At 72.3% G+C, this 23,784-nt stretch carries 22 protein-coding genes and 2 tRNA genes; 11 read left to right on the top strand and 13 right to left on the bottom strand.

Features of this window, described 5'->3' with window-relative positions:
- The first annotated feature begins 6 nt into the window (after positions 1 to 6).
- Entirely contained in the window at positions 7 to 2,025 is a 2,019-nt protein-coding gene (locus tag AB0D04_RS03475; protein ID WP_362698918.1) for a transglycosylase domain-containing protein, read from the top strand.
- 63 nt (positions 2,026 to 2,088) lie between these two features.
- Here AB0D04_RS03475 and def read toward each other — a convergent pair whose 3' ends face one another.
- The 8 genes from def to AB0D04_RS03435 form a co-directional block, all read right to left on the bottom strand.
- Positions 2,089 to 2,733 (bottom strand): peptide deformylase, encoded by a 645-nt coding sequence (gene def, locus AB0D04_RS03470; protein ID WP_362698916.1) that lies wholly within the window; start codon positions 2,731 to 2,733, stop codon positions 2,089 to 2,091.
- 79 nt (positions 2,734 to 2,812) lie between these two features.
- Complete coding sequence (locus tag AB0D04_RS03465; protein WP_362699093.1) at positions 2,813 to 3,799, bottom strand: hypothetical protein; 987 nt, start codon at positions 3,797 to 3,799, stop codon at positions 2,813 to 2,815.
- A gap of 286 nt (positions 3,800 to 4,085) precedes the next feature.
- Positions 4,086 to 5,405 carry an HD domain-containing protein gene (locus AB0D04_RS03460; protein ID WP_362698915.1) on the bottom strand — a complete coding sequence of 440 codons (1,320 nt, stop codon included), beginning with the start codon at positions 5,403 to 5,405 and terminating at the stop codon, positions 4,086 to 4,088.
- On the bottom strand, positions 5,402 to 6,871 hold the full coding sequence (locus AB0D04_RS03455; RefSeq protein ID WP_362698913.1) for an HD-GYP domain-containing protein: 1,470 nt from the start codon (positions 6,869 to 6,871) through the stop codon (positions 5,402 to 5,404). The genes AB0D04_RS03460 and AB0D04_RS03455 overlap by 4 nt, the downstream gene beginning before the upstream one ends.
- A 188-nt stretch (positions 6,872 to 7,059) precedes the next feature.
- Complete coding sequence (gene rsrA, locus AB0D04_RS03450; protein WP_362698911.1) at positions 7,060 to 7,440, bottom strand: mycothiol system anti-sigma-R factor; 381 nt, start codon at positions 7,438 to 7,440, stop codon at positions 7,060 to 7,062.
- On the bottom strand, positions 7,437 to 8,141 hold the full coding sequence (locus AB0D04_RS03445; protein WP_362699092.1) for a sigma-70 family RNA polymerase sigma factor: 705 nt from the start codon (positions 8,139 to 8,141) through the stop codon (positions 7,437 to 7,439). Before AB0D04_RS03445 ends, rsrA begins: the two co-directional genes overlap by 4 nt.
- A gap of 308 nt (positions 8,142 to 8,449) precedes the next feature.
- On the bottom strand, positions 8,450 to 9,097 hold the full coding sequence (locus AB0D04_RS03440; RefSeq protein WP_362698909.1) for an alpha/beta family hydrolase: 648 nt from the start codon (positions 9,095 to 9,097) through the stop codon (positions 8,450 to 8,452).
- Between the two features lie 43 nt (positions 9,098 to 9,140).
- Positions 9,141 to 9,971 (bottom strand): SOS response-associated peptidase, encoded by an 831-nt coding sequence (locus AB0D04_RS03435; RefSeq protein ID WP_362698907.1) that lies wholly within the window; start codon positions 9,969 to 9,971, stop codon positions 9,141 to 9,143.
- Between the two features lie 35 nt (positions 9,972 to 10,006).
- On the opposite strand from AB0D04_RS03435, the gene AB0D04_RS03430 reads away from it, so the two are divergent.
- The 4 genes from AB0D04_RS03430 to AB0D04_RS03415 all read left to right on the top strand — a co-directional run bounded on the left by AB0D04_RS03430 (position 10,007) and on the right by AB0D04_RS03415 (position 13,721).
- The gene (locus tag AB0D04_RS03430) at positions 10,007 to 10,720 is read left to right on the top strand and encodes a M50 family metallopeptidase (RefSeq protein WP_362698905.1); all 714 of its coding nucleotides are present in this window, start codon (positions 10,007 to 10,009) and stop codon (positions 10,718 to 10,720) included.
- Between the two features lie 124 nt (positions 10,721 to 10,844).
- The gene (gene aroA / locus AB0D04_RS03425; RefSeq protein WP_362698903.1) at positions 10,845 to 12,218 is read left to right on the top strand and encodes a 3-phosphoshikimate 1-carboxyvinyltransferase; all 1,374 of its coding nucleotides are present in this window, start codon (positions 10,845 to 10,847) and stop codon (positions 12,216 to 12,218) included.
- A 14-nt stretch (positions 12,219 to 12,232) separates the two neighbouring features.
- Positions 12,233 to 13,240: a ribosome small subunit-dependent GTPase A gene (gene rsgA, locus AB0D04_RS03420; RefSeq protein ID WP_362699090.1), complete on the top strand. Its 1,008-nt coding sequence runs from the start codon at positions 12,233 to 12,235 to the stop codon at positions 13,238 to 13,240.
- Between the two features lie 157 nt (positions 13,241 to 13,397).
- The gene (locus AB0D04_RS03415; protein WP_362698901.1) at positions 13,398 to 13,721 is read left to right on the top strand and encodes a multidrug efflux SMR transporter; all 324 of its coding nucleotides are present in this window, start codon (positions 13,398 to 13,400) and stop codon (positions 13,719 to 13,721) included.
- 126 nt (positions 13,722 to 13,847) lie between these two features.
- On the opposite strand, the gene AB0D04_RS03410 is transcribed toward AB0D04_RS03415, so the two are convergent.
- Positions 13,848 to 14,435 (bottom strand): TetR/AcrR family transcriptional regulator, encoded by a 588-nt coding sequence (locus AB0D04_RS03410; RefSeq protein ID WP_362698899.1) that lies wholly within the window; start codon positions 14,433 to 14,435, stop codon positions 13,848 to 13,850.
- A gap of 217 nt (positions 14,436 to 14,652) precedes the next feature.
- Here AB0D04_RS03410 and hisN point away from each other — a divergent pair, with 217 nt between their 5' ends.
- Entirely contained in the window at positions 14,653 to 15,456 is an 804-nt protein-coding gene (gene hisN, locus AB0D04_RS03405) for a histidinol-phosphatase (protein ID WP_362698897.1), read from the top strand.
- Between the two features lie 160 nt (positions 15,457 to 15,616).
- A complete protein-coding gene (locus tag AB0D04_RS03400; protein WP_362699088.1) occupies positions 15,617 to 16,018 on the top strand; it encodes a CBS domain-containing protein in 402 nt (133 codons plus the stop codon).
- A 148-nt stretch (positions 16,019 to 16,166) separates the two neighbouring features.
- Here the strand turns inward: AB0D04_RS03400 and AB0D04_RS03395 are convergent, their stop codons facing one another.
- On the bottom strand, positions 16,167 to 17,630 hold the full coding sequence (locus AB0D04_RS03395; protein ID WP_362698895.1) for a catalase: 1,464 nt from the start codon (positions 17,628 to 17,630) through the stop codon (positions 16,167 to 16,169).
- Between the two features lie 161 nt (positions 17,631 to 17,791).
- Here AB0D04_RS03395 and AB0D04_RS03390 point away from each other — a divergent pair, with 161 nt between their 5' ends.
- The 4 genes from AB0D04_RS03390 (at position 17,792) to AB0D04_RS03375 (ending at position 21,367) form a co-directional block, all read left to right on the top strand.
- Positions 17,792 to 18,214: a Fur family transcriptional regulator gene (locus AB0D04_RS03390; RefSeq protein WP_362698893.1), complete on the top strand. Its 423-nt coding sequence runs from the start codon at positions 17,792 to 17,794 to the stop codon at positions 18,212 to 18,214.
- A gap of 344 nt (positions 18,215 to 18,558) precedes the next feature.
- Positions 18,559 to 19,338 carry an ABC transporter ATP-binding protein gene (locus AB0D04_RS03385; protein WP_362699086.1) on the top strand — a complete coding sequence of 260 codons (780 nt, stop codon included), beginning with the start codon at positions 18,559 to 18,561 and terminating at the stop codon, positions 19,336 to 19,338.
- Positions 19,335 to 20,201, top strand: coding sequence for an ABC transporter permease (locus tag AB0D04_RS03380; protein ID WP_362698891.1), 867 nt, complete (start codon positions 19,335 to 19,337; stop codon positions 20,199 to 20,201). Before AB0D04_RS03385 ends, AB0D04_RS03380 begins: the two co-directional genes overlap by 4 nt.
- Before the next feature lie 35 nt (positions 20,202 to 20,236).
- Positions 20,237 to 21,367 carry an ABC transporter substrate-binding protein gene (locus tag AB0D04_RS03375; protein WP_362698889.1) on the top strand — a complete coding sequence of 377 codons (1,131 nt, stop codon included), beginning with the start codon at positions 20,237 to 20,239 and terminating at the stop codon, positions 21,365 to 21,367.
- A 79-nt stretch (positions 21,368 to 21,446) separates the two neighbouring features.
- On the opposite strand, the gene AB0D04_RS03370 is transcribed toward AB0D04_RS03375, so the two are convergent.
- The 3 genes from AB0D04_RS03370 to AB0D04_RS03360 all read right to left on the bottom strand — a co-directional run bounded on the left by AB0D04_RS03370 (position 21,447) and on the right by AB0D04_RS03360 (position 23,767).
- Positions 21,447 to 21,520, bottom strand: a tRNA-Met gene (locus AB0D04_RS03370).
- A 103-nt stretch (positions 21,521 to 21,623) separates the two neighbouring features.
- Positions 21,624 to 23,474 carry a tetratricopeptide repeat protein gene (locus AB0D04_RS03365; protein ID WP_362698888.1) on the bottom strand — a complete coding sequence of 617 codons (1,851 nt, stop codon included), beginning with the start codon at positions 23,472 to 23,474 and terminating at the stop codon, positions 21,624 to 21,626.
- Between the two features lie 219 nt (positions 23,475 to 23,693).
- A tRNA-Met gene (locus AB0D04_RS03360) sits at positions 23,694 to 23,767 on the bottom strand.
- Positions 23,768 to 23,784: the final 17 nt, after the last annotated feature.

Below are 23,784 nucleotides of genomic sequence, written 5' to 3'. Positions count from 1 at the left end.
GGAAGTATGAAGGGGAACAGGGGGCGTCGCCGACCGCGTCGCCGGATCGTCGACCATCTGCGGCAGGGCCGAGCGGGGCTGCGCCGTCGGCTGCCGTCGTGGAAGCCGCGTCGCCGGATCATCGACTATCCGCGACAGGGGCGAGAGGGTCTGCGCCGCTGGCTGCCGTCATGGAAGCTGCTGCTCGGCACGTTCGGGGCCGGCATCGCGGGCCTGGCGGCGCTGTTCGCCCTCGTCTACCTCACCGTCGACATCCCCAACGAGAACGAACTGGCCGCCCAGGAAGCCTCCCTCTACTACTGGGCGGACGGCAGCCAGATGGTCAGCGTCGGCGCCGTCAACCGGCAGAACGTCAGCCTGGACAAGGTGCCGGATTCCGTCGAGAACGCCGTGATCGCGGCCGAGAACGCCACCTTCTACAGCGATTCCGGTGTCTCCCTCAAGGGAATCGGCCGGGCGCTGGTGAACATGGTCTCCGGCGGGGAGACCCAGGGCGGCTCCACCATCACCCAGCAGTATGTGAAGAACACCTATCTTTCGCAGGACCAGACGGTCACGCGTAAGGCGAGGGAATTCATCATCTCGCTGAAGGTGAACAACGAGAAGTCCAAGCGGGATATTCTGCGCGGATATCTCAACACCAGCTGGTTCGGCCGGAGTTCGAACGGCATCCAGGCAGCCGCGCACGCCTATTACGGCATCGACGCCGAACGGCTGAACCCGAGCCAGGGAGCGCTGCTGGCCGCCCTGCTCAAGGGTGCGGAGCAGTACGACCCGACGCTGAGCAAGGCCAATCACCAGCGGGCCGTGGAGCGCTGGCGGTGGATTCTCGACCGGGAGGTCGCCACCGGCAAGATGAGCAGGGAACAGCGGGCCAGGTACACGAAGTTCCCGGAGCCGCGCGCACTGGCGAAGCCCACCAGCCAGGCCGGCCAGACCGGGTATCTCGTCGATGTCGCCAACAAGTTCATCAAGAGCAGCACCGGGCTGACCGACAAGGATCTGGCGCGCGGCAGCTATCGCATTCACACCACCTTCGACAAAACGCTCACCCAGCGTCTGGAAAAGGCGGTCACCAGCGTCCGCAAGAAGACCATCGATGCGAAGAAGCGCACGACCGACACATTCGTGGAATTCGGTGCGGCCTCGGTGCGTCCGAAGGACGGGGCGATCGTCGCGCTGTACGGCGGCGCGGATGCGACCAAGCACTTCAGCAACAACGCCGACACCTCCGCCGTTCCGGCCGGATCGGCATTCAAACCGTTTGTGCTGGCGGCGGCCCTGCAGCAGGAGACCGAGGCATGGGGCGCCGAGGCGCGCCCCGGGGACTGGGACCGCAGCGTGGGGGATCTGCGCGGGGCCCTGATGTCGGCGCAGAACCCGCCGTTCGTGCAGGCCGGGGAGCGCCTCGGGCTGGAGCGGATCCGGGATCTCGTGGTGGCCGCGGGGCTGCGCGAGGAGAGCCTGGCGCAGCTGGAGCCGACGTTCCCGCTCGGCACCTCCGCCCCCAGCGCGATCCGGATGGCGAGCGCCTACACCACCTTCGGCAACGGCGGGCTGCACGCCGAGCCGTACGCGGTGTCCAGGATGACCCTCGACGGCAAGCCGCTCGACGGCTTCGACCGCCCGGATCCGGAGCAGGTCGTGACGCCCGAGGTGGCCCAGCAGATGACCGGGATCCTGGAGGGGCTGGGCTGGCGCACGCTGGGCACCCCGGACGGCAGGGCCGCCTACCGGCCGGTCGCGGCGGGCGTCAGCGAGCCCGGTGACCGGATGAAGTCGGCGTGGTTCATCGGCAGCCCGTCGGCCATGTCCTTGGCGCCCGAGCGCGGGCCGGTGACCAGCGACTCCCCCAAGGGGCAGGCCCTCAAGGAAGGCAATGAGCCGACGACCGCGATCACCATGTTCCGCAACAAGCCGGGCGCGCCGGAGCTGCTGCCGATGAACGGCGTGGGCGGCCCGGACTCGGGGCTGGGCACGACCATCCCGCCACAGATCTGGGCCGCCGGCCAGGAAGCGTCGTAGGGCTCCAGGGCGCTCGCCTCGGCCGTCGGCGCCCCGGTCGTCGGCTTCCTCGGCCGCCGGCGCTCAGTCGTTGGCGACGACGGGGTAGCGCGGCTCCTTCTCGGCCATCTGCTTCAGCGCGTCCTTGCGGGCCCGCTTGGAGAGCCGGTCGATGTAGAGGTAGCCGTAGAGGTGGTCGGTCTCGTGCTGCAGGCAGCGCGCGAAGTAACCGGTGCCCTCGATGGCGACCGGCTCGCCCTTGGCGTTCCGGCCGCGGACGACCGCGTAGTCGGGGCGGGCCAGCTCGGCGTAGGCACCGGGCACCGACAGGCAGCCCTCGTTGGAGTCGTCCAGCGACCGGCGCCCGGCCGGCAGCTCGTCCAGGACGGGGTTGCAGACCGCGCCGACGTGCCGTACGCCCTCGTCGTCCAGGCAGTCGTAGACGAAGACCTTCAGGTCCACGCCGATCTGGTTCGCGGCCAGGCCCACGCCCTCGGCGGTGCGCTGGCTGGTGAACATGTCGTCGATGAGCTGCGCGAGCTCGTCGTCGAACGCGGTGACGTCCTGGCACTCCTTGTGGAGCACCGGGTTGCCGACGACCGTGATCGGCCGCGAGGTGCCGCGCTCACGGTGGGCGGCCTCCCGCTCGGCCGCCTCCGTCACATCGTCGATGAACGTCTCGTCCACCTGCTGCTCACCGTCTTGATCAAACACAGGCTGCTGCGCCATGTCCGCCGTACGCCTTCCTGAAAACCCTGAAAAAACCCTGATTAGTCGCCGTACAGACTACGGGGACGCGGGCCGCCGCTCAGCAGACCTCTTCAAGATCGCGCCACTCCCGGGTGTCCGGGCTGTCCGCGACCCAGCCGTCGAGCAGGCCGCGCACCAGGGCGGCGGGCGCCGCGATACCGCATTCGCGCTCGGGGACCCACAGGGAGCCCGAGCCCGCGGTGCGGTGGCCGAGCGGGCCGGGGTGGCCCGGTTCGCTGTGGTCGTGCGGGTCCAGATGCTCGCCGTCGCCCTCGTCGCTGGGCATGCGGCTCTCCGAGCACGTACGGCACAGCAGGCGTACGGAGGACGACCAGTCCTCGGCGGCGAAGCCCGCGTCGGCCGCCAGCCGCTCCAGGGCGTCCCGGTCGGCCTCGGTGGCGGCCTCCAGGAGGACCACCCAGGTGGGTACCGGGGAGGGCGCCCACAGCTCGATCTCGTCGAAGACCGGGTACGCGGGGCCGGCGGCGGTGGTGCGCTCGCCGTGCGGGACGCCGTCGTGCAGCACGACCTCGCCCCAGCGGCGCCCGGAGGACGGCAGCGGGATGGAGAGCACCTCGATCCGGGCCGGGTCCAGGCGGCGGCCCCAGACCACCTCGGCCTCCCCCTCCGGGGAGAGCCGGACCGCGGCGCTGCCCAGGGCCATCCCCACCGGCTCCCCGGACGGCGAGCCCTCGCCGGGGACCCTGAGGCCGTACGCCTGCCAGGCGCGGCGGGCCAGCGGCCAGTCCTGCAGGGCGGTGGCGGCGATACCGACGTTCCACCAGTCGGGCGCCCCGGTCTCGCGGTCCAGGAGGGCCACCGCGCGCAGGCCGGCGGCCCGCGCCTGCTCCCAGTCGTGCCGGAACTTGTGCAGCAGGGCGAGGTTGAACCAGGATTCCGACAGCCACGGCTCCATGTCCGCGGCACGGGTCAGCAGCGCCCCCGCGTCCTCGTAACGGCCGTCGCCGATCAGCGTGAAAGCGCGGTCGGTCGCCTGCCGCCACGAGGCGGAGGGCCGGTGCCGTACCTTGCCGAAGATCCTCACGATTCCCGCCTGCTGGTTGCTCTCGATGCCGCTGCCGGTGGCGTCCCGGGCGGCGCCCGGGGCCCTGGTGGGGGCCCACTCGACAACCTGCCACAGATTGCCGTCGGACTCAGCCTGATTGCTGTGCCCCCCTGCGGCTCCTTGCCCTGCGCCGCCCCCCTGAATCCCCTTGCGGGGGGCTTCCTTCGCATCCAACCATGCCCATCTCACAGGCCGCTCATTACCCATGGGTTCCACGAGGCGGGACGGGCCCTGCCCGGCCCGTTCCTCACCGCACGTGTCCCCTTCACCACCTCCCCGTCACGTCCCGCCGGCCGGCCGCCGCCAGCACCCGGGCCAGCGCCTCGACAACCCGTGGCTCATGGTCGTGCGCGGTGGACAACCGCAGTCGCTCCAGGGCGCGCAGCGGTCCGCCGGGGCGGGCGGCCCCCCGCGCCAGGTCGTCGTAGGCGTTGACCGTACGGACGATACGGGCGGTGACCGGCTGGTCGCGGAACGGATCCGCCTGCCGTTCGACGATCACCGCGACCTGCGCCGGGACGCCGGTCTGCCGGACAACGGCACCGCCCAGCAGCGCGATCCGGCGCTGTTCGTCGGGCGGCAGCGGTGCGGTCGCGCCGGCCGGGACCGGGTCCAGGAGCGAGAGCTGGCCGATGTCGTGCATCAGCGCGGCGTATTCGAGGAGGTCCAGGTCCGGTTCGTTCAGGCCCAGTTCGCGGCCCACCGCGCGGCTGAGCGCGGCCACCCGGCGGGCGTGGCCGGGCGCCGTGCAGCCGGCGATCTCGGTGGCGCGGGCCAGCGAGGCGATGGTCTGGCGGTAGGTGGCCCGTACGGCGGCGAAGCGGCGGAGGGCGGACTGGGTCAGCAGCAGCGGCAGAGCGCAGACCGGCAGCGCCCAGACCCCGGCCACGGCGGTGGCGAGCGAGATGACCACCCCGGTGGCGCAGATCGCCGTGCCGATGCCGAGCAGCGCCCGCAACTCGTCGCGCAGCAACGGGCCGTACGGCCAGCCGGTGCGGGCGTGGGCGAGGGCTGCGGCCAGCACCGCGTCGCACAGTGCGGTGAGCGCGAGCAGCCCGACCAGGAGGAGGGGGTAGAGCCGGCCGTCGGCTCCCCACTGCGTCAACGTGCCGGTGTTGTAGAGGGGTTGGAAGCAGGTGGCGGCGAAGCCCGCGGTCAGTACGCGGCGGGCCAGATGGTCGCGCGCGTGGCCCCGGCCGAGCGCGAGATGCGGGACGAGTCCCACCAGTACGGCCGCCAGCACGACCGAGACGGTCTGCGCCACGCCGTGCGTCGTCGGCCGGCCGCCGGCCTCGCCCAGCAGCGCGTACGCGAGCGCGCCGGCCGCGCCGAGGGGTGCGCTCTCCCGCTCGCCGGGCCCGGTGGTGCGCGTGTGCCCGCGGCGCAGCAGCTCGCCGGCCGCGATCAGCACGCCGAAGGCCAGCGCCGTTCCGGGCTGCGCCAGGCCGTCCCACAGGGTCCGGCCGAGGCTCCAGGCGGCGAGGGCCGCGGCGGCGGCATGGACGGCGACGACGAAGGGGGCGCTGCCCCAGCTGCCGCCGGCGGGACCCCCGCCCCTGCCCTTGAGGCCATGGGGGAGGCTCATGGCGCACCGTCCCGGCCGGGGTGCCGGGCCGTGGGCATCGCCGCCGGGCCCGCCTCCGGTACGTCCGCCCGTGGCCAGGGGGGCCGGGTTGTTGGAGGGACGTTTCCTCTACGGAGCTGCGCGAGGTCTCCACGGGGCTGCGCGGGGTCCGCGGCCGCCACCGCCACCCGGCCCGGATCCGCGTCCGCCGCCGTCACCAGGCCGGGGTGCCAGCCGTACCGCTCCAGCGCCGCGGCCAGCGCCGCCACCATCCGCGGATCGAACTGCGTCCCGGCGCACTTGCGCAGCTCCGCGACCGCGGCCGGGACCGGGCGGGCGCGGCGGTAGGAGCGGGTGGAGGTCATCGCGTCGAAGGCATCGGCGACGGCCACCACCCGCGCGAACTCCGGGATCTGCGGCCCCGACAGGCCGTACGGATAGCCGCGGCCGTCCAGCCGTTCGTGGTGGTGCAGGATCGCCGCCCGCGCCTCGCCGAGGAAGCCGATGCCGCGGACGATCTCGTGGCCGTACTCGGGGTGCAGCTCGATGATCCCGCGCTCGGCCGGGGTCAGCGGCCCGTCCTTGCGTAACAGCCGGGTGGGGACGCCGAGTTTGCCGACGTCGTGCAGGATCCCGGCGAACCGGAGCACCTCCGTGCGGTCCTCCGCCATGCCCAGCTCGCGGGCGATCATCACCGAGGCGCGGCCGACCCGCTCGCTGTGCCCGCGGGTGTAGCGGTCCTTGATGTCCACGGCCTGCACCAGGGCGCGGATGGTGGCCTGGTGGGCGGCGCGTTCGCGGTGGTACTGGGCGAAGACCCAGCACGAGAGGTACATCGGCAGCAGGACGAGCAGCGCCGCCGGCGGCCCGTACGCGCTGCGCCAGAGCACCGCCATCAGCAGTCCGGCGAGCCCGTGCACCAGATGCGGGCCCAGCGAGCGGGTCAGCAGGCCGCGCCAGGCGGTGCGCGCCGGGTGGCGCTCGGCGGCGATCAGGATGCCGCCGCCCAGCGCGGCGAGCGCCACGCAGAAGGTGAGGGCGGCGGCCGCGGCCGGGAGCAGCACCAGGGGGAACTGCGGTGCGGACAGCGGGTGGTGGCCGAGGGCGTCGGTGAGGACGCGGCCGGCCCAGGAGGCCGCGCAGCAGGCCAGGGCGAGTTCGGCGGCGTGCCAGATCCTGCGCGCGGCCGCCGAGCGGGCCTCGGCCGGAGCCAACAGCGCCCCGGGGACGGCGGCCAGCGCGGCCAGCGGCGGTGGCAGCAGCAGGGCCGCGGCGAGGAGTACGGGGCTGGCCCAGCCGGAGGGAAACGTGCCGGGCGTCAGAGGGCAGCGGCGCAGCTGTTCGCACAGCCCGTACAGGGTGGTCAGGGCCAGGGCGCCGGCCCAGGGGGCGGCGGCGCCGAGACGTAAGGCGGGGGCGGCGCACAGCGCCGCGGCCAGGACGGTGCAGCCGATATACCCTCGCGCGGCCGCCGGAAGTTCCCGCATCGCGCCCTCCTCACCCTTCCCCGTGGTGCCGCGCGCGCGGCACGCTTGGGTTCGGTGAGGATAGAGGGGCCGGGGCGCCGGATAGGGCGCATCAGCGGATCGGGCGGGAGGAATCGCCCCGCCCCTCACCCCTTGGGGTGATCTGCCGCGCAATCCCGCCCGCGCGGCGTCGGCACGTGCTGCGGCGGCTAGGCCCTGTCGGAGCCCGCGGCCTCTGCCGCCTGCTCGCGCTGTGCCTGTTCCTTCTGGGCCTGTTCCTTCTGGGCCTGCTCGTGCTTGGCCTGGTCGAGCACGCTGACCTCGGGCACGGTCTCCCCGGCCCGGATCAGATCGATCCGGCCCATGACCTTGGAGCGCAGGTCGGTGGGGACGTCGTCATGGCCGCAGCAGCGCTTGACGAGCTTCTTGACGGCCTGCTCCAGACCGTACTTCTCCAGGCACGGCGAGCATTCGTCCAGATGCACCTGGAAATCCGCGCACTCCCCGGCGGGCATCTCCCGGTCGAGATACTCATAGAGGTGATCGAGGACCTCTGAGCAGTCCTTCTCGTGCGGGTCTCCGCAGCTCATGATCCCGAGCCTTTCCGGTCGTGCGACTGAGACGTCCGCGCGGCCTGCGGGTCCGCAGCCGTCGCCCCCGCGGGGACCAGCCCGCGCTCACGGGCGTAATCCTCCAGCATGCCGCGCAGCTGGCGGCGGCCGCGGTGCAGACGGGACATCACCGTGCCGATGGGTGTCCCCATGATGTCCGCGATCTCCTTGTACGCAAAGCCCTCCACGTCCGCGAGATAGACCGCGATACGGAATTCCTCCGGAATCTCCTGGAGCGCGGCCTTCACATCGGAGTCGGGGAGATGGTCGAGCGCCTGGGACTCGGCGGACTGCAGCCCCGTCGACATGTGCGACTCCGCGCGCGCCAGCTGCCAGTCCTCGATCTCGTCGGCGGCGCTGCGCTGCGGCTCCCGCTGCTTCTTGCGGTAGGAGTTGATGAAGGTGTTGGTCAGGATGCGGTACATCCAGGCCTTGAGGTTGGTGCCCTCGCGGAACTGGTGGAAGGACGCGTACGCCTTCGCGTAGGTCTCCTGCACCAGGTCCTCCGCATCGGCGGGATTGCGCGTCATACGCAGCGCGGCGGAGTACATCTGGTCCAGGAAGACGAGCGCGTCCCGCTCGAAGCGCGCATTGCGCTCGAGGTCGCTCTCCCGCCGGCCGGCGGTCTTCTCCTCAGCCGCGCCGTCGGTCCCTGCGTCGGTACCGGTGACCGGACCCACCTCCTCCAACACCGTGACGGATCCGGATGCGGACCCCCGTGAATCGGAGAATAGACGACGATCCGGCGCCGCCGCCGCTCCAGCCAGGGCGGGCTGCGTCGCCTGCATCTGCGACCACGGCAGGTCAGCGGCCGGGCGGGCGGGGCAAGCGATTCCCATGCGACGGACTCCCGTTTCCTCGTGCTGCGCTCGACGTTCTTGATCCCTACGCCAGGCACAACAGCCACGGGCAGCCCCTCATTCCCCGGTCTCGGAGTTATTTCGCAGGGGCTGCTGCCGGTCGCCCACGAGGAGGTGGTGCCCCGCCCTCAGCCGAACATCCCGTCCAGCCATCCCGTCACCGCGTCCGTGATCACGGCCATCGACCCCGCCTCGTCGACCCCCGCCTTCTTCGGCACCGCGAAGCCGTGGTCCCCGTAGGCCACCTCGGTGATCTCCGTCCCCGGCGGGAACTCCGCGGGCCTGCCGAACGGGTCCCGGCCGCCCTGGACGACCAGCGTCGGCACCCCGGCGCCGGTCAGCTCGTCGGCGCGGGACTTCTCGGGCCGGCCCGGCGGGTGCAGCGGGAAGCTGAGGGCCAGGACGGCGTGCGCGCCCAGTTCACGGGCCGTACGGCAGGCCACCCGGGCACCGGCGCTGCGGCCGCCCGCCACCACCGGCAGCCCCGGCTTCTCCAGGGCGGGCCACAGGGCCGTCCACCCCGTGTCCAGGGTCCTGGGCGCGGGCGCCAGCTTCTTCCCGGCCACCCGCCACGGCTGCTCGACCAGCGCGACGGTGTAGCCGCGGGCGGGCAGCGCGGCGGCCAGGGCGCGCAGGTCGCGGGCCTCGATGCCGCCGCCCGCGCCATGGCTGACGGCCAGCACGGCCCGCGCCGGCGTCACCTCGCGGTACCAGGTGATGCGGGCGTCGCCCGCCGGGGTCGCGACCGTCTCGCTCTCGTTCGCCCTCGTACTCATGGCTCCATCCTGCCCCGGGCGCCCCGCCCCCTCAGAACGGCGCTCAGAACAGCGTGCCGGCCTCCGGGGCCTCGAGTTCCTTGAGCAGCTCGGGCCCGTTGTTACGGACGTTGCTGACCTCCGTCGGGACGGGATAGGCGCGCATCAGCCCGGCCGGCGGCGGCGCCAGCAGCGCGCGCAGGTCGTCGGGGTCCGTGCGGGCCGGGTCGAGCCAGGCGTCCCAGCGGTCCGGGGTCAGCACCAGCGGCATACGGGGGTGGATGCCGGCCAGCGACTGCGGGCCCTCGCCGCCTTCGGCGCCGGCCAGCGGCGTGGTCTCGGCCTCGGTGGTGAGGACCGTACAGGTCACCCACCAGGCCAGCGGGTGGTCCGGGGGCAGCGTCGCGTCCCGCCAGAACTCGTACAGCCCGGCCATCGCCATCACCGACCCGTCGGCGGGCGTCACGAAGTACGGCTGCTTACGGGGCCGCTTCTTCCTGCCCTGCTCCTCCAGCTGCCGCTCGGCCGGGGCGGTGACCCACTCGAAGTAGCCGTCGCCGGGGAGCAGGCACCGGCGGGCGCTGAAGGCCCGTTTGAAGGACGGCTTCTCGTGCACCGTCTCGGACCGCGCGTTGATCATCTTGGCGGCGGCGTCGGGTGACTTCGACCACGACGGGACCAGGCCCCACTTCAGCGCGCGCAGCTGACGCACCGGTCCGGGCGGGAAGGCGGCCGCCGCCTCGCCCTTGAGGGGACGCTCCAGCACCGCATGCACGGGGGCGGTCGGGGCGACGTTCCAACTGGGCGCCAGGGTCTCCTCCGGTTCCCACTGCTGGACACCGAAGGAACCCACCAGATCCTCGGGCTTGCGACTCGCTGCATACCTACCGCACATGCATGCCACACTGCCATGCCACACGAAGGGGAGACATGGATACCGATCACCTCACCGATATCTGGAGCCGTGTTGTCGGGACCCAGCCCGATCCCTCCCTCTGGCTGGTGATCGCCACCGGGGTGCTGGCGCTCGGCGCCGTCGTCCCGCACACCGCCTGGCGGCTGTCGCGGAATGCCGTCACGATCGCGCACGAGGGCGGGCACGGGCTGATCGCGCTGGTCATGGGCCGCCGCCTGCAGGGCATCCGGCTGCACTCGGACACCTCGGGGCTGACCGTCTCGCGCGGCAAGCCGACCGGCCTGGGCATGGTGCTGACCGCCGCGGCCGGCTACACCGCCCCGTCCCTGCTGGGCCTGGCGGGCGCCGCGCTGCTGGCCGCGGGGCACATCACGGCCCTGCTGTGGGGCACCACCGCGCTGCTGACCGCCATGCTGATCATGGTCCGGAACGCCTACGGCGTCCTCACCGTGGTGCTGGCCGGCGCCGCCTTCCTCCTCGTGTCCTGGCTGACGACGCCGGACGTCCAGGCGGCGTTCGCGTATGCGGCGGTGTGGTTCCTGCTGCTGGGCGGCGTACGGCCGCCGTTCGAGCTGATGGGGAAGCGGCGGCGGGGAGGCGCGGTGGACTCCGACCCGGACCAGCTGGCCCGGCTCACGCATGTCCCGGCGGCCGTCTGGCTGGGCCTTTTCCACGTGGTGACGCTGTGCTCCCTGATGGGCGGCGGGCGCTGGCTCCTCGGCATATGAATTCGCCGTATGCGCCCCTTTGGCGCCTGAGTGCACTACCAGCGCCATGTTTCATGGAAGTTGCGTAGGTATGCGCCACTTTTGATCAAGATCGGCACCCTTGCCCAGCCATTAAAGTAAGGGCATGACCGAGAGCCCCGCACTCCCCGCCCTGTGGCCCGCCCCCCTTGCCCCCGGGGCCGTCGATGCAACCGTCACCGTGCCCGGCTCGAAATCGGTCACCAACCGCGGCCTGGTTCTGGCCGCCCTGTCCGCCGAGCCCGGCTGGCTGCGCCGCCCGCTGCGCTCCCGCGACACCCTCCTGATGGCCGAGGCGCTGCGCACCCTGGGCGTCGGCATCGAGGAGACCGCCTCCTCCAGCTCCGCCGGTTCCGCGGGCGCCGATGCGCTGCCCGGCGGCGGTGAGGCCTGGCGGATCATCCCGGCGGGCCTGCACGGCCCGGCCACCGTGGACGTCGGCAATGCCGGAACGGTCATGCGCTTCCTGCCGCCGGTCGCGGCCCTGGCCGACGGCCCGATCCGCTTCGACGGCGACCCCCGCTCGTACGAGCGTCCCCTCGGCGGCGTCATCGACGCGCTGCGCGCCCTGGGCGCCCGGATCGACGACGACAGCCGCGGCGCGCTGCCCCTGACGGTGCACGGCGGCGGCGCCCTGGAAGGCGGACGGGTCGAGATCGACGCGTCCTCCTCCTCCCAGTTCGTCAGCGCCCTGCTGCTGTCCGCCCCGCGCTTCAACCAGGGCGTGGAGGTACGCCACGTGGGCGCCGCGCTGCCGTCGATGCCGCACATCCGGATGACCGTCGACATGCTGCGCAGCGTCGGCGCCCAGGTGGACACGCCCGAGTCCGGCGGCGAGCCGAACGTGTGGCGGGTCACGCCGGGCGCGCTGCTCGGCCGCGATCTGGTCGTCGAGCCGGATCTGTCCAACGCCCAGCCGTTCCTGGCCGCCGCCCTGGTCACCGGGGGCCGGGTCACCATCCCGGACTGGCCGGAGCACACCACGCAGCCCGGTGACGCCCTGCGCGAGATCTTCACCGCGATGGGCGGCTCCTGCGAGCTGACCGACCGCGGCCTGACCTTCACCGGCAGCGGCACGATCCACGGCATCGACGTCGACCTGGGCGAGGTCGGCGAGCTGACCCCGGGCATCGCGGCCGTCGCGGCCCTGGCCGACTCCCCCTCCACGCTGCGCGGTGTGGCGCATCTGCGGCTGCACGAGACCGACCGGCTGGCCGCGCTCACCAAGGAGCTCAACGAACTCGGCGGCGATGTCACCGAGACCGCCGACGGCCTGCACATCCGGCCGCGCCCCCTGCACGGCGGGATCTTCCACACCTACGAGGACCACCGCCTGGCCACCGCGGCGGCGATCATTGGCCTGGCCGTCGAGGGCGTGGAGGTGGAGAACGTCGCCACCACCGGCAAGACCCTGCCCGACTTCCCCGCGATGTGGACGGACATGCTCGATCCGGCCGCCGTCCCCGCCCGGAGAGCTTGAGGGCTGACGCCGCCATGCGCCGCTACGGCAAGAACCCCGATGAGGACGACATCCGCGTCCGTCCCAACCCCAAGGGCAACCGCCCCCGCACCAGCATCCGCCCCAAACACACGGACGCCGGCGAGGGTCTGGTCCTGACCGTCGACCGCGGCCGGCTGACCTGCCTGATCGAGGGCCGTACGGTCACCGCGATGAAGGCCCGCGAGCTGGGCCGCAAGAGCGCGGTGGTCGGGGACCGGGTCGCCGTCGTCGGTGATCTGACGGGCGCCAAGGACACCCTCGCCCGGATCGTCCGGGTCGAGCCGCGCACCTCGACTCTGCGCCGCACGGCCGACGACGACGACCCGTACGAGCGGGTGGTGGTCGCCAACGCCGACCAGCTCGCGATCGTCACCGCGCTCGCCGACCCCGAGCCGCGCCCGCGCCTGATCGACCGCTGCCTGGTCGCCGCGTACGACGCGGGCCTGGACCCGCTCCTCGTCCTGACCAAGTCCGATCTGGCGTCCGCGGACGACCTGTTGGAGTCCTACGGCGCGCTGGGCGTCCCGTACGTGGTCACCAACCGCGACGAACTGGCCGACGGCGCCGCGGCCGAGCGCGTCCGGGAGCAGCTGACGGGCCGTATGACGGCGTTCGTCGGGCACTCCGGCGTGGGCAAGACGACGCTGGTCAACGCCCTGGTGCCGGAGCGCCGCCGGGCCACCGGCCATGTCAACGCGGTCACCGGCCGCGGCCGGCACACCACGACGTCGGCCCTGGCCCTCCCCCTGCCCGGCGATTCGGGCTGGGTCATCGACACGCCGGGCGTGCGGTCCTTCGGCCTGCACCACGTCGACCCGTCGCGGGTCATCCATGCCTTCCCCGACCTGGAGCCGGGCACCGACGGCTGCCCGCGCGCCTGCAGCCACGACGAGCCGGACTGCGCGCTCGACGCCTGGGTCACCGACGGGCACGCCGATCCGGCACGGCTGTACTCCTTGCGCCGGCTGCTCGCCACCCGGGAGCGGCGCGAGGGCGACTGATCGCGCGAATCCGCTGCCACCCGTCCGACGTAACTGCATAATCACACCAAGGCAGGCAAAGGGCAGTCGGAATTCGACAGCCGGATGGCAGCGGAAGCGGCCATCGGGCCGATGCGGTCACCGACCTGACGGAGCGACCTGACGGAGGCAGTGGGACATGGCGTGGCTGCTGGTGGTGGTGGCGGGGCTCCTGGAGACCGGGTTCGCCGTCTGCCTCAAGCTCTCCCACGGCTTCACCCGCCTCTTCCCCACCGTCGCCTTCGCGGCGTTCGCGCTCGGCAGCTTCGGGCTGCTGACGCTGGCGCTGCGCAAGCTCGACGTCGGCCCGGCGTACGCGGTGTGGACGGGCATCGGCGCGGCCGGCACCGCGATCTACGGCATGATCTTCCTCGGCGACGTGGTCTCCACCCTCAAGCTGGTCTCCATCAGCCTGGTCATCGTCGGCATCATCGGACTCCAGCTGTCGGGCTCGGCCCACTGAGTCACACAGCCCGGCAGTCCGCACCGCCACCGGACTACTTCCCCTACGGGAATACTTCCCCGCACCCGCCGCGCTGTGGCCCGCAGGGGGCGCTCCCACCCCCTAAGGGATCCGTTCCCCCACCCCCTAGGGACACCCCCGCCCCCTGACGAACGCGCCCCGGACCAGCCGCGACACCGCCTCCGGCCCGGCCCGGGACGATGTCCCCGCCGGGGCGACGACACAGGACAGCGTCAGCCGCGCCGCGGTCTCGCAGGCGGTTCCGAGGGCCGGCAGCTCCTCCTTGGGCCAGTCCGGCTCCAGCGCCGCGACGGCCCGGTCGCAGAACCGGCCGACCAGCTCGGCGGGACCAGGCCGCGGCGGGGCCGGCAGCCGGTCCCCCCAACAACCCGTCAGCGCGGCCCTGACCAGGGGGTTCATCCGTGCGGTACGGAGCGTCCAGGCGGCCGCGGCCACCACCCGGCCCGCCGCGTCGCCGCCCGGCCCGGCCGCGGGACGCCGGGTCAGCGCCCGTTCGACGCCGGCCAGATAGCTGTCGGTCTCCCGCCGTACGAGGGCGTGGGCCAGCCCCTCCTTACTGCCGAACTCGTTGTAGAGGGTCTGCCGGGAGAGCCCGGCCGCGGCCGCGACATCCACCATGCGGACATCGGCCCAGGACCGCCTGGTCAGCGCCGCATACGCGGCATCCAGCAAGCAGTCACGCGCTGCGGGCATCCGTCGCCTCCCCGGCCGTCGGCCCAAATGGCCGCTGTGCGCACAGAATTGACGGGGCACCAGGGGCTGTCAAGGGTCGTTGCACGCCCCGTCCGTACCCCGTTGCGCGCCGCATGGAAGCCGCTCGCGGGCGCCGACGCGGCCAGTGGAATGACCCCGCGCGCGGGGTGGGCATGGCCAGGTGGCTCCCGCGTATACCAATGGATACTGTTCGCACATGCCCGACTATCACGATGATCTCCGCCTCGGCCATGTCCTCGCGGACGCCGCGGACGCCGCCACCATGGAGCGGTTCAAGGCTCTCGATCTCAAGGTCGAGACCAAACCGGACATGACGCCGGTGAGCGAGGCGGACAAGTCCGCCGAGGAGCTGATCCGTGGTCATCTCCAGCGGGCCCGGCCGCGCGATGCGGTGCTCGGCGAGGAGTTCGGCAGCGAGGGCGCCGGACCGCGCCGCTGGATCATCGACCCGATCGACGGCACGAAGAACTACGTCCGCGGGGTGCCGGTCTGGGCCACGCTGATCGCCCTGATGGAGCGCGGCGAGGGCGGCGACCGCCCGGTGGTCGGCATCGTCTCCGCCCCGGCCCTCAACCGCCGCTGGTGGGCCGCCGACGGCCTGGGCGCCTATACGGGCCGCAGCCTGACCTCCGCCACCCGGCTGCGGGTCTCACAGGTCGGCCGCATCCAGGACGCGTCGTTCGCGTACTCCTCGCTGACCGGCTGGGAGGAGCGCGGCAAGCTGCCGGGTTTCCTCGATCTGAGCCGGGACTGCTGGCGCACCCGGGCCTATGGCGACTTCTGGCCGTACATGATGGTCGCCGAGGGGTCGGTGGACATCTGCGCGGAGCCGGAGCTGTCGCTGTGGGACATGGCGGCGTGTGCGGTGGTCGTCAAGGAGGCGGGCGGCCAGTTCACCGGCCTGGACGGCAAGCCGGGCCCGCACAGCGGGAACGCCGCGGCCTCCAACGGTCTGCTGCACGAGGATCTGCTGACCTATATCGGCGACGCACGTCACTGACCTGCGAAGGGGCAAGTAATCGAACAACGGTCCAACGCTTGCCCCTTGTAGCACCTTGTTGTGCCGCCCCAGGCATGTGAATATGAGAATCCCCCACTTTGTGAACTTGTGAATCTCTTCGCAAGCACATTCACCAAGGAGGTGGCTCCACTCCATGCCCATGTTCGTCAAAGACGCCATGAGCACGGTGGTCCTCACCATCGGGCCCGCTCATACCCTCCGCCAGGCGGCGCAGCTGATGGCGGCCCGGCGGGTCGGCGCGGCCGTCGTCCTCGACACCGACACCAGCGGCCTCGGCATTCTCACCGAGCGCGACATCCTCAATTCCCTCGGCGCGGGCGAGAACCCCGACCGGGAGACCGCCCAGACCCACACCACCTCCGACGTGGTCTTCGCCGCGCCGGACTGGACCCTCGACGACGCCGCGGACGCCATGGTGCGCGGCGGCTTCCGCCATCTGATCGTGCTGGACGACCTCGAACCAGTCGGCATCGTCTCCGTACGCGACATCATGCGCTGCCGCTCGGACGTACTGGAGCGGGCCGGCGCCCTGCCCGCCTGACCGGCGCCCGACTCCCGGCACCACGAAGAGGCCGGAGCCCCATGGCATCCGGCCTCTTCGCTTTTACGGCAGCGACAATTGAGCTACCCCCACGGCGCGCAACCACCTCCGCGAGAGCGGCGCCGGTTTAGGCGCAAAGGGGGCGGCGTCAGCCGCGCAGGGCCTGGACCGCGGCTTCCAGCCGCTTGCCGTAGTCCGCGTCCGCCTTGCGGAAGTTCTCGATCGCGCGCTGCGCGATGTCGTCGCGGGAGACCTGGGAGATGAAGCCCGCCAGGTTGTTGATCAGGCGCTCCTTCTCGTCGTCCGCCATCAGGCGGTAGAGGTTGCCCGCCTGCACGAAGTCGTCGTCCTCGGCGTGCGAGGGCGCCGCCTGCTCGCCGGTGGGGCCGGTGAGGGAGGCCGGCTGCCACAGCGGCCTGCCGGTCTCGACGGGGCCGCCGAAGCTGTTGGGCTCGTAGTTCTTCTGGCCCGCGTGGCGGCCGTCGTAGAGCGCGCCGTCCCGGCCGTGGCTGCGCGCCTCAGTGGCGTGCGGGCGGTTGACCGGCAGGTGGTCGGCGTTGATGCCGACGCGGTAGCGGTGGGCGTCGCCATAGGCGAAGAGCCGGCCCTGGAGCATCTTGTCGGGGGACGGGCCGATACCCGGCACGAAGTGGTGCGGGGAGAAGATCGACTGCTCGACCTCGGCGAAGATGTTCTGCGGGTTGCGGTTGAGCTCCAGCTTGCCGATCTCGATCGGCGGGTAGTCCTCGTGCGGCCAGACCTTGGTCAGGTCGAACGGGTTGAAGCGGTAGTTCGCCGCCTCCTCCGCGGGCATGATCTGCACCTGCACGGTCCAGGTCGGGAAGTCGCCCCGCTCGATGGCCGTGCGCAGGTCACGCTGGTGGCTGTCGGGGTCCTGGCCGGCCAGCACCGCGGCCTCTTCCGAGGTCAGGTTCTTGATGCCCTGGTCGGTCTTGAAGTGGAACTTGACCCAGAAGACCTCGCCCGCCTCGTTGTTCCACTGGAAGGTGTGCGAGCCGTAGCCGTTGAGGTGGCGGTACGAGGCCGGGATGCCGCGGTCACCGAACAGCCAGGTCACCTGGTGGGTGGCCTCGGGCGACAGGCCCCAGAAGTCCCAGACGTTGTCCGCCTCCTGCGAGCCGGTGTACGGGTCGCGCTTCTGGGTGTGGATGAAGTCGGGGAACTTGATGGCGTCCTTGATGAAGAACACCGGGGTGTTGTTGCCGACGAGGTCGTAGTTGCCCTCTTCGGTGTAGAACTTCAGCGCGAAGCCGCGCGGGTCGCGCACCGCGTCGGCCGCACCGAGGTTGCCGGCGACCGTGGAGAAGCGCAGGAACGTCTCGGTCTGCTTGCCGACCTCGGAGAGGAACTTGGCGCGGGTGTACCGGGTCACATCGGCGGTCACCGTGAAGGTGCCGTACGCACCGGCGCCGCGGGCGTGCACGATGCGCTCCGGGATGCGCTCGCGGTTGAAGTGGGCGAGCTTCTCTATCAGGAGCTGGTCCTGGATGAGGCCGGGACCGCCGATGCCGGCCGTCTCGCTGTTCTGGTTGTCCGCGACCGGGGCCCCGGTTTCCGTGGTCAGCGGTCCGGTGCTGCTCTCTACCGACACGTGCGCCTCCTGAAGTGTTCTCCACCTGTCCCTTGGCTTGCGCCGGTCACGATCCTACATTGGACATTGTCTAAGTCAAGAAGTACCCGAAACTCGTACCTGATCCGGTGATGGACCGGCCACTGCTACCCTGGGCTGTATCTGACTGATAGGTGATTGGCATGAGTGACCTGCTGGAACGGCTCCGGGGACGCGGCTGGCGGCTGACCGCGCAGCGACGCGTCGTCGCCGAGGTCCTCGACGGGGACCACGTCCACTACACCGCCGACGAGGTGCACGCCCTGGCGACCGAGCGGCTCCCCGAGATCTCTCGCGCCACGGTCTACAACACGCTGGGCGAGCTGGTCTCGCTCGGTGAGGTGCTCGAGGTGAGCACGGACGGCCGGGCGAAGCGCTACGACCCGAACGCCCACCACGACCACCAGCACCTCGTCTGCTCGCGGTGCGGCACGATCCGCGACGTCCACGTCCAGGGCGACCCGCTCTCGGCCCTGCCCGAACCGGAGCGCTACGGCTTCGAGGTCTCCGAGGTCACGGTGACCTACCGGGGCATCTGCCCCAACTGCACCGCCCACCACTCCTGACACCACGGGAGCCGGCCCCCGTCCGGGCCGCCCCCAGGTCATCGCCATCCATCACACCGAGCCCGCGCCCGCGACGGCAGCGGGCTCCTTCGCGTGCCCGCCGCCGCAGGCTCGTTCGCGCCCGCACCGCCTTCCGTAGGCCCACACCGGGGTATGCACGCCCCCTTGCCCGTATCTGACGACCCGTCATATCGTCGGCGGGCCGCACTTTTCGGCCACCGGACGCACCCGTCCCGGCCCCATATCCCCGCGCCCCCTTGTCCGCACTCCGCACCCGCAAGGAGCACCCCGTGGGAGAGCCGCGCCCGTCCCCGCCCGCCGACAGATTCCCCCGCCCTCCGGCGCTGTGCGCCCGCGCCCTGGCCCGTTCGTTCGGCCGCGGCAGCAAGGCGCTGGCCGCCCTCGGCCCCGTCGACGCCGAGATCGCGTCCGGCGAGTTCGTCTGCATCGTCGGCCCGTCCGGCTGCGGAAAATCGACCCTGCTACGGATCGCGGCCGGGCTGCTGCGCCCCAGCGCGGGCGAACTCGAGATCCGGGCGAGCACCGACCGCCCCGCCGCGATGATCTTCCAGGACTACGGGATCTACGACTGGAAGACCGTCCTGGCCAATGTCCGCTTCGGCCTCGACATCCAGCGCCTGCCCCGCAAGGAGGCCGATGAGCGCGCCCGCTCCTGGCTCGCCCGGATGGGGCTCGCCGACTTCGCGGACGCCTACCCGGCCGCCCTCTCCGGCGGTATGCGCCAGCGCGTCGCCATCGCCCGCGCCCTCGCCGTCGAGCCCGAAATCCTGCTGATGGACGAGCCGTTCGCGGCCCTGGACGCCCAGCTGCGCACCATCCTCCAGGACGAGCTCCTCGACCTCACCCAGACCACCCGCACCACCACCCTCTTCATCACCCACAGCCTCGAAGAGGCCATCGTGCTCGGCGACCGGGTGCTGGTGCTGTCCGCCCGGCCCGGCCGGATCATCGCCGAACGCCGCCCGCCGTTCGCCCGCCCACGCACCGGCGAGATCCGCGCCACCCCCGAATTCACCGCGCTGAAGGCCGAGTTGTGGGAGCTGCTGCGCGGCGAGGTCGACGGGCGGGCCACCGCCCCCAGGAAGGGGGCCGTACCGGCATGACCACCACACCCCGCGCAGCCGCGCCCGACCGCCTCCTGGTCCGCCGCCCAGGGCCGCAGGAGCTCCGCCCCGAACGCACCCAGCGCCGCCGGCGCACCCTCGAACGCTCGCTGGCCGTGGCCGTCCCCCTCGCGCTCGTCCTGCTGTGGCAGCTGGCCGCCTCCCAGTCCTGGATCGACGCCCGCGTCTACCCCGCGCCGTCCACCATCCTGGCCGACGGCCGGCACCGCGCGCTGGCGGGCGAGCTGTGGCCGGACGTGCGCGCCACCCTCCAGCGCGTCCTGGCCGGCTACGCCATCGGCACCGTCGCGGGCTACCTCCTGGGCCTCCTGATGGGCTCCCTCTCGCTCGTACGGGCCGCCCTGGAACCCCTCCTCGACGCCCTCTACGTCGTCCCCAAACTCGCCCTCCTGCCCGTCTTCCTCAATATGTTCGGCCTCGGCGAGGGCCCGCAGGTGGCGCTCGTCGCCGCCACGGTCTTCTTCTTCGTATGGATCTCCACGATGGCGGCGGTGCTCGCCGTTCCCGCCGGGCACCGTGATGCGGGGCAGGTGTTCGGCGCGAGCCCCTGGCAGATGTTCCGCCATGTCCTGCTGCCCGCCTCGCTGCCCGCCGTCCTGGTGGGCGCCCGGATCGCCGCGGGCGTGGCCGTGCTGGTGATCGTCGCCTCCGAACAGATCGCCGCCACCGACGGCCTGGGCCATCTGATCTTCGACTCGCGTGCCCTGTTCCAGAACGACGTGATGTTCGTCGGCATCGTCTGTGTCGCCGTCCTGGGTGTCCTCTTCTCCGAACTGGTGCGGCTGGCCGGGCGGTTCCTCACCCCCTGGGCCCCCCGCGACCGCGGCCACGCCCAGAACTGACCCTCAACTCCCGGACCGTCCCGCACGGAGGACCCATGCTGCGCTCCCGCACCACCACCCTCGCCGTGCTCACCGCAGCCCTCGCCCTCGGCGCGGGCTGCACCGCCGGGCCGGACACCACCACCGCCGCCGAGCCCCGCACCATCAAGCCGGTGGCGGGCTGCGGCACGGCCTCCTGGACCGACCCCGCCGACCGCTCCCCCGGCCGCACCCCGGCCCGCTGCGACAAAGGCACCCCCGCCCCCGCGCCCCTCAGGAAGCACCGCACCCTCACGGTCGCCACCGGCACCCTCAACGCCGAGTACGCCGCACCGCTCCGACTGGCCATCGCCAAGGGCGAGTTCAAGAAGGAGGGCCTGGACGTCAGGCTCAAGGTGCTGCCCACCCCGGAGGCGCTGCCGCTGCTGGCCAAGGGCGATCTGGACGCCCTGTGGGCAGCCCCCGAGGCCGCCGTCGTCAACGGCGTCAACGGCGGCTTCGACATCCGCTGGGTGGCCGGAAACTTCTCCCCCGACCCGAAGTCCAGGAGCGGCCTGTGGGCGCGTCTGAAGAACGGCCGGGGCGCGTCCTCGGTGTCCCTCAAGGGCGCGACGATGGGCACCATGATCGGCAAGGGCTCCGTGATCATGTACCCGATGGCCAGGACCTTCGCCGCACACGGCGCCGACATGAACTCCGTCGCCTTCCAGCAGCTCGGCTCCTCCGACGTACTGACCGCCCTGACCGGCGGCGGCGTGGACTGCGCCTGGCTGCTCGATCCCGTCTGGCGGCGGATCGCCGGCGACCGGACGTACACGTTCCTCGGCGGACAGCCCCAGGGCGAACCGCTCGGCGGCGCCCTCTACGGCCCGAATCTGCTTCATCAGGACCCCGACGCGGGCGTCGCCTTCCTGCGCGCCTACATCCGCACCGTCAACACCTACTTCGCCGGTGACTACAAGGCCGACAAGGCGTTCGTCACCGAGCTGGCGAAGCTGCTCAAGGTGGACGCCGGGGTCCTGGCCTCGGTGCCGCCGCTCCGGATGGACTGGGAGATCCGCAAGGGCACCGCGGCCCGGCTGCAGAAGGCCTACCGGGACGCGGGCGTCACCAAGGGGGCGCCGCTGCCGGAGAACAGGATCGTCGACCGCTCGCTGTACGCGGAGGCGGTGGGCCACCGGCCGTGAACCGGCGGCCGGGCGGCCGTAGGCTCCAGGCGTACGACAAAGGCCCGGATTCTCGAGGAATCCGGGCCTTGGCCTTCAGTAGCGGGGACAGGATTTGAACCTGCGACCTCTGGGTTATGAGCCCAGCGAGCTACCGAGCTGCTCCACCCCGCGTCGTTGTGCCCTTACTTTAACCCCAGCCCGACGACCAGCGCAAATCCCTTCCGCGGGCCCAGGACCGGCCCCTTTGTTCCGGCCCTGGGAACCCGGAGCGCCACTACGCGCTGAGCTCCTCCTGGAGCGCCGTACGCAGCCGCGCCGCGCGCTCGGCGACCTCGGGCGGGCCCAGCTCCACGGCCCGCGCGCACCAGGTCTGCGCCTCGGCCAGCGCGCCGCGCCGGGCGGCCAGCAGCGCCAGGCGCAGTGCCGCGCGGCCGTGGCCGTCCTCGGCGGCCCGCTGCCACCACAGGGCGGCCTCGGGGAGGCTTCCCTCGCGGGCCAGCAGCAGCCCGAGGTTGAAGGCGCCGTTACAGCTGCCGGCCTCGGCCGCCGCGCGGTACCAGTTCGCGGCCTCGACCAGGTCACCCCGTGCTGCCGCGAACATGCCAACCCGGACCTGGGCGCGGCGGTGCCCCTGCCGCGCGGCCCGCTCGTACCACTGCGTGCTCTCGTCGTCCGCGGTGCGGTCGCTGTCCGCCGGTCCCTCGCCCGCCGCCGAGGCCCTGCGGTCCAGGAGGTCCGCGAGCCGGAAGGCGGCCTCGGGGCTGCCGCCGCCGGCCGCGCAGCGCAGATTGCGCTCCGCGTCCTGCAGATCGCCGTCCCGCAGCTGCACGATGGCGACCTGCAGCGCCGCCTCGGTGTGCCCGGCCGCCGCCGCCCGCTCGTACCAGGCGTGCGCGGTGCGCTCCTCGCCGCGCCCGGCGAAGAGGATGCCGAGGTTGAACGCGGCGTCCACGCTGCCCGCCTCGGCCGCCTTGGAGAACCACGGCTCGGCGCCCGCGGCATCGCCGCGCTGCAGCAGCAGAATGGCGAGCGCGTTGGCCGCCTCGCGGTGCCCGGCGTAGGCGGCGCGGCGGTACCACTGCTCGCCGCCCTCGGCCCGGCCCTGCTCGGCGCAGAGCAGGCCGATGTTGTACGCGCCGTTGACGTCGCCCGCGTCCAGTGCGACGCGGTACCAGCGCTCGGCGGTCTGCAGCTCGCCGCGGTCGGCGTGCAGCGCGCCCAGCGCATTGGCGGCGTTGCCGTCGCCGTCCTGGGCGGCGCGCCGCCACCACTCGGCGGCGCTCTCCTCGTCGCCGGCGTCGCGCAGCAGGAAGCCCAGCGCGCAGGCGGCCCGCGCCTCGCCGTCCTTGGCGGCGGACAGGTACCAGCGGCCCGCCTCCTGGATGTCGCCGCGGTCCTCCAGGAGCGCGCCCAGCTGCAGGGCCGCCCTGCGGTGGCCGCGGGCGGCGGCCTGGCGGTACCACTGCTCGGCCTCGGCCTGCCGGTTCAGCTCCCCGTAGGCGGGCACCGTACGGCGGTCGGCGTCGCGGCCGTCCTCGATGATCCGGGCGAGGCGGTAGGCGGCCTCGCGGTGGCCGCGCTCGGCGGCGGCGCGGAACCAGCGCTCGGCGCCGACGTCGCCGCGGTGTTCGAGCAGGTCGGCGAGGGCGTACGCGCCCAGGCAGTGGCCGGATTCGGCGGACTGACGCAGCCAGTACTCGGCGGCGGGCTCGTCGCCGCGCTCGCGGTAGTGCCGGCCGAGGGCGTGCGCGGCCGCGGCGGAACCGGCGACGGCGGCGATCCGCCACCAGCCGCCCGCCTCGTCGGTGTAGCCGCGCTGGTGGAGCAGTACGCCGAGGTTGTTGGCCGCGGCGCGGTCGCCGGCCGCGGCGGCGGAGCGCAGATGCGGCTCGGCGCCGTCCAGGTCGCCGCGGCGCAGCAGCATCGCGCCGAGCGCGCTCATCGCGGCGGTGTCACCCGCCTCGGCGGCCCGGCGGTGGCCGGTCTCGGTGACCGCATCGGACGCTTCGGCGGCCTCCGCGGCCTCCATCGCATCCATCGGCAGCTCGGATTCGCGCCCGTCGTCGGGCGCATGCACAAACCGGTCTGTCTCCAACAACCTTGCCTTGTCCCCCATAACAGCCATCGTCGCACCACCTGTAACCCGCGTACACCTGGTATACCGCAGCCAGTGAGGTCACTTCAGCGGTTTGTCGACTTCCCGACACGGCGACTTGTCAAACTCAAGCACACAGGTTCGCCACATCCGCAGTTCGACGCGGCCTTCACCGGCACCGACCTCACACCACACAACAGACACATGACGAAGGCCCGGATCGTGAAAGATCCGGGCCTTCATCTTCAGTAGCGGGGACAGGATTTGAACCTGCGACCTCTGGGTTATGAGCCCAGCGAGCTACCGAGCTGCTCCACCCCGCGTCGTTGTGCCCTCACGC

Source organism: Streptomyces sp. NPDC048483, assembly GCF_040651455.1.
Taxonomy (GTDB): domain Bacteria; phylum Actinomycetota; class Actinomycetes; order Streptomycetales; family Streptomycetaceae; genus Streptomyces.
The sequence above is the reverse complement of the archived record's forward strand: the minus strand, read 5'-3'. Positions and strand labels throughout refer to the sequence as shown.